Source organism: Sphingobacterium sp. T2 (assembly GCF_000814685.1).
Taxonomy (GTDB): domain Bacteria; phylum Bacteroidota; class Bacteroidia; order Sphingobacteriales; family Sphingobacteriaceae; genus Sphingobacterium; species Sphingobacterium thermophilum.
The window spans coordinates 1-4,347 of record NZ_JXAC01000069.1; the positions used below are offsets into that span (position 1 = coordinate 1).

At 43.8% G+C, this 4,347-nt stretch carries 1 protein-coding gene and 1 pseudogene; both read right to left on the reverse strand.

Annotation, left to right across the window (positions count from 1 at the left end; all coding sequences use genetic code 11):
• Positions 1-87: 87 nt before the first annotated feature.
• Positions 88-3,166, reverse strand: a pseudogene (locus SD31_RS05500) (efflux RND transporter permease subunit).
• Positions 3,167-3,179: 13 nt separating this feature from the next.
• A complete protein-coding gene (locus SD31_RS05505) occupies positions 3,180-4,238 on the reverse strand; it encodes an efflux RND transporter periplasmic adaptor subunit (RefSeq protein ID WP_039053399.1) in 1,059 nt (352 codons plus the stop codon).
• Positions 4,239-4,347: the final 109 nt, after the last annotated feature.

Sequence of the window (4,347 nt, forward strand, 5' to 3'; positions counted from 1 at the left end):
AGAGCGTGCCGTAAGGGATGCAGCTCTTGTGCTACAACATTAACCGACAATCCTATAATACCTACAATCCATGCAAATACTCTCATATTACTCTTCTATATTATCAAATTCCGGACGATGCTTACGCGGACGAGACATCATCAAATAAAACGCAGGAATAACAAATAAAGTCAACACTAAAGAGAAAATCGTTCCTCCCACAATCACTACCCCCATACCTATTCTACTAGTGGAGGCAGCCCCCAACGACAGGGCAATAGGCAATGCACCGAAAGCAATAGCCAAAGAAGTCATCAGAATAGGTCTTAGACGTGCTTCTGCTGCTTGTACCACCGCATTATACTTATCCAGTCCCTGTTCACGCAGCTGATTAGCGAACTCTACGATAAGAATACCGTTTTTTGTCACCAGACCTATCAGCATGATCGTACCAATCTGACTGAAAATATTCCATGTCTGGCCAAACAGCCAAAGCGAGAACATTGCTCCTGCCACGGCCAACGGCACCGTTATGAGGATGACTATAGGATCTATAAAACTTTCAAACTGCGCAGCCAAAATCAGAAAGATTAATAATACGGCAAGACCAAAGGCAAACATAGTATTAGAACCACTCTCCTTGAAATCGCGGGACTCGCCACCAAGGTCTGTGGTGAACCGTTCGTCAAGTACCTTTTGGCGTATCCTTTCCATAGCATCGATACCGTCCCCGATAGTTTTTCCAGGAGCTAATCCCGCTGAAACCGTTGCCGACATATATCTGTTGTTGTGGAACAATTGTGGAGGACTGCTTCGCTCTTCCATTTCCACGATATTACTTAACTGAATAAGTTCCCCTCTATTGTTTTTCACATAGATAGAAGCTAAGTCTGCAGGTTTAGAACGGTCTTTGCGATCAAATTGTCCCATCACCTGATACTGCTTTCCATTCATCATGAAATAACCGAATCGTTGGCCTGACAAAGACATTTGTAAGGTCTGCGCCACATCCAGTACCGAAACACCTAAAGCCTGTGCCTTCTCCCTGTCTATGGTCACATAGATTTCCGGCTTGTTGAACTTCAAGTTCACATCCGTAATGGAGAAGGTAGGATCTTTACCAAGCTCTTCCATAAACTCAGGGATTTTTTCTTCCAAAGCTTGGAAGTTAGGGGCCTGGATGATGTATTGTATCGGTAAGCCGCCTCTTCGGTTTACGGCAATAGTAGGTTGTTGAGACACAGAAACTCTGGCATCCGTAAATCTTCGTGTCAACCGTGAAAGGTCATCCGCAATTTCCTGTTGTGTTCGTTCACGCTCATTAGGGCTTACCAAGCCAAGACGTACGAAACCACTATTCAAAGAGGCGGAACCAAAGCCCGGCGAGGTGATGACCAAACTTACTTTCTTCTCCGGAACAGAGTCGTTGATAAGCATAGTCAGGTCTGTCATAAATCGATCCATATAGTCGTATGAAACACCCTCCGGTGCCGTAACACGCACACTCAAATAGCTTCTGTCGTCATACGGTGCAGTCTCTTTAGGCAATATTTGATAAAACAAGTATATCAACCCGAAACATACTACCAGAATCACAAAGCTTACCCATTTATTTTTAAGGAAAGCTTTCAACGACCCTGCATATTCGGTGTTCATTGCCACAAAAAACTTTTCTGTCTTTTCATAAAATTTACTTTTCTTCTGCTCGCCGCCTTTCATCAGATATGCATTCAGCATAGGCGTCAATGTCAGTGATACAAACGCTGAAATCAGCACCGCCGCCCCTATTACTACCCCAAACTCGCGAAAAAGACGACCTACAAACCCTTCCAAGAAGATTACGGGTAAGAATACCGCCGCAAGCGTAATGGAGATGGATATTACAGCAAAGAAAATTTCATTCGACCCTTTGATTGCCGCTTGGATAGGTGACATACCTTCCTCCACCTTTTTGAATATATTTTCCGTGACCACAATACCATCATCTACCACCAACCCCGTTGCCAACACTATTGCCAACAATGTCAATACATTGATGGAGAAGCCACACAGATACATAATAAAGAAAGTTGCAATCAGCGATACGGGAATATCAATCAAAGGGCGGAAAGCGATAGACCAGTTACGGAAGAAAATATAGATAATCAACACCACCAGCACTACAGATATGACCAAAGTTTCTACCACCTCCATCACCGCCTTTTTTACGAACTGCGTATTGTCGATAGCTACATCCATGATATATCCTTCTGGCAAGTCTACCTTCAGCCGGTCAAACTCTTCGTAAAACTTCCCTGCAATTTCAAGATAGTTGGTCCCAGGTTGTGGGATGACAGCCAAACTAACCATAGGATATCCGGAGTCTGACATTTTGGTCTCGAAATTTTCCGCTTCCAATGCGGCACTTCCCACGTCACGTAAGCGCACGATCTTCGTCTGGTCAGCACGAATAATAATATTATTGAATTCCTCTTCAGAGGAGAGATTACCTATAGTTTTTACGGTAAGTTCTGTGTTTGTTCCCGTCAGTTTTCCGGACGGAAGTTCCACGTTTTGCGTGTTTAGCGCTGTCATCACATCACGTACCGTCAGACCATAGGAAGAAAGTTTGTTAGGGTCTATCCACAGACGCATAGCATACTTACGCTGCCCCCAGATCTGCACTGAACTTACCCCCGGAATGGTTTGAAGGCGTTGTGACACCACGTTTTCGGCATAATCCGACAGCTCCAACACATTATGCGTGGAGCTTTGTAAGGTCATCACAATAATAGGTTCGGAATCGGCATCCGCTTTGGACACTACCGGCGCAGCATCTATATCCTGTGGTAGGCTACGCATGGCCTGCGAAACCTTATCCCTCACATTCATTTGCTGCCTCTTCAAGATTTTTGTCAAGATTAAATTCTATATTGATATTACTAGATCCCTGTGAACTGGTAGATGAAATGTTACGGATACCATCGATGGAATTGATAGCCTTCTCCAGTGGCTCTGTAATCTGAGACTCAATAATATCAGGATTGGCTCCCGCATAGCTGGTACGCACCGAAATCTGTGCAGGGTCTATGGAAGGAAACTCCCGAACCCCAAGAAAGGTATAACCTATAATCCCAAACAATATCAACATGAGGTTCATGACAATCGTCAGAACCGGTCGTTTTATACTAAGTGTAGATAGACTCATAATACCAACGCAATTACTTTAATACCACATTTACCGCAGAACCATCTCGAAGCGCCATTACACCCGAAGTAAGTACTGTATCTCCTTCAGCAAGGCCTTTGGTAACCAAAACGTCTGACTCTGATCTTCCACCTGTCTCTACCACCACTTCTTTGGCTTTGCCATCTTTCAGCACAAATACCTTCTTACCATTCTGTATAGGTATTAAGGCTTCGGCAGGTACTAGAAGACCTTTCTCAACGGTCTCCAATGGGAAAGTTACATTAGCAAAAGCTCCCGGTATCAGTGAAGTATTTGTAGAACAAAGTGCTCGGACAAGCAATGTTCTTGTGTTGGCTTCGATCACAGGCTCCACAGCATATATAGAAGCTTCATATTGCTGTTCATCGCCTTGCGTAGTAAAGTTCACCCTACCTCCGATTTTAACCATATGAGCATATTTCTCCGGAACGGAAAAAGACAACTTCAACTGTGACGTGTTGGCAAGCTTAGCAATAACAGTAGATGGCGTGATATAACTTCCTTTAGAAATGTTACGAAGGCCTATTCTACCCGAAAAAGGGGCCCGAACGACCGTCTTGTCGATTTGCGCCTTTATCAGTTGAATCTGTGACTCGGCCGAACGATAGTCAGCACTGGCAATATCGTATTCCTCTTGGCTTATAGCTTCCTTCTCTAACAATAATTTGGCACGTCTGGCATTTTCTCCTGCAAGCTGTGCCTTAGTACGCGCCTGCGCTAGCTGTGCCTGCAATTCCGAGTCGTTGATCTTAATCAACATCTGACCTTGGCTGACCTCACTGCCCTCAGAAAAATTCAACACCTCTACGATGCCCGACACTTCGGCATGAAGCTCTACCACCTCATTGGCCTCTATCGAACCTGTCAAAGTCAAATAATCCGAAAAAGGTTGTCCTACAAGAACCTTTCCCTGCACCCTGCTTACTCCTCCACCTCGAGCATTGCCGCCCCCCTGCTTTTCCTTCGCAGAGTTAACCATTAGACGATAAGCAACTAATCCTAAAACAATAGCTAAACCAATTACTAAAATGAAAATAGACTTTTTACTCATAATGTATTTTGTAGAATGAATCTTGGTATATCCGAAGATAGTATTAATAAAACAAACCTCTTGTAAAAATCTGGATAATAAAATAGTTTAGACGTCATTTATAATACGA

Bases quoted from the DNA above. Each gene is read 5' to 3' on its own strand.
- SD31_RS05505 (WP_039053399.1), bottom strand. From the start codon at position 4,238: ATGAGTAAAAAGTCTATTTTCATTTTAGTAATTGGTTTAGCTATTGTT.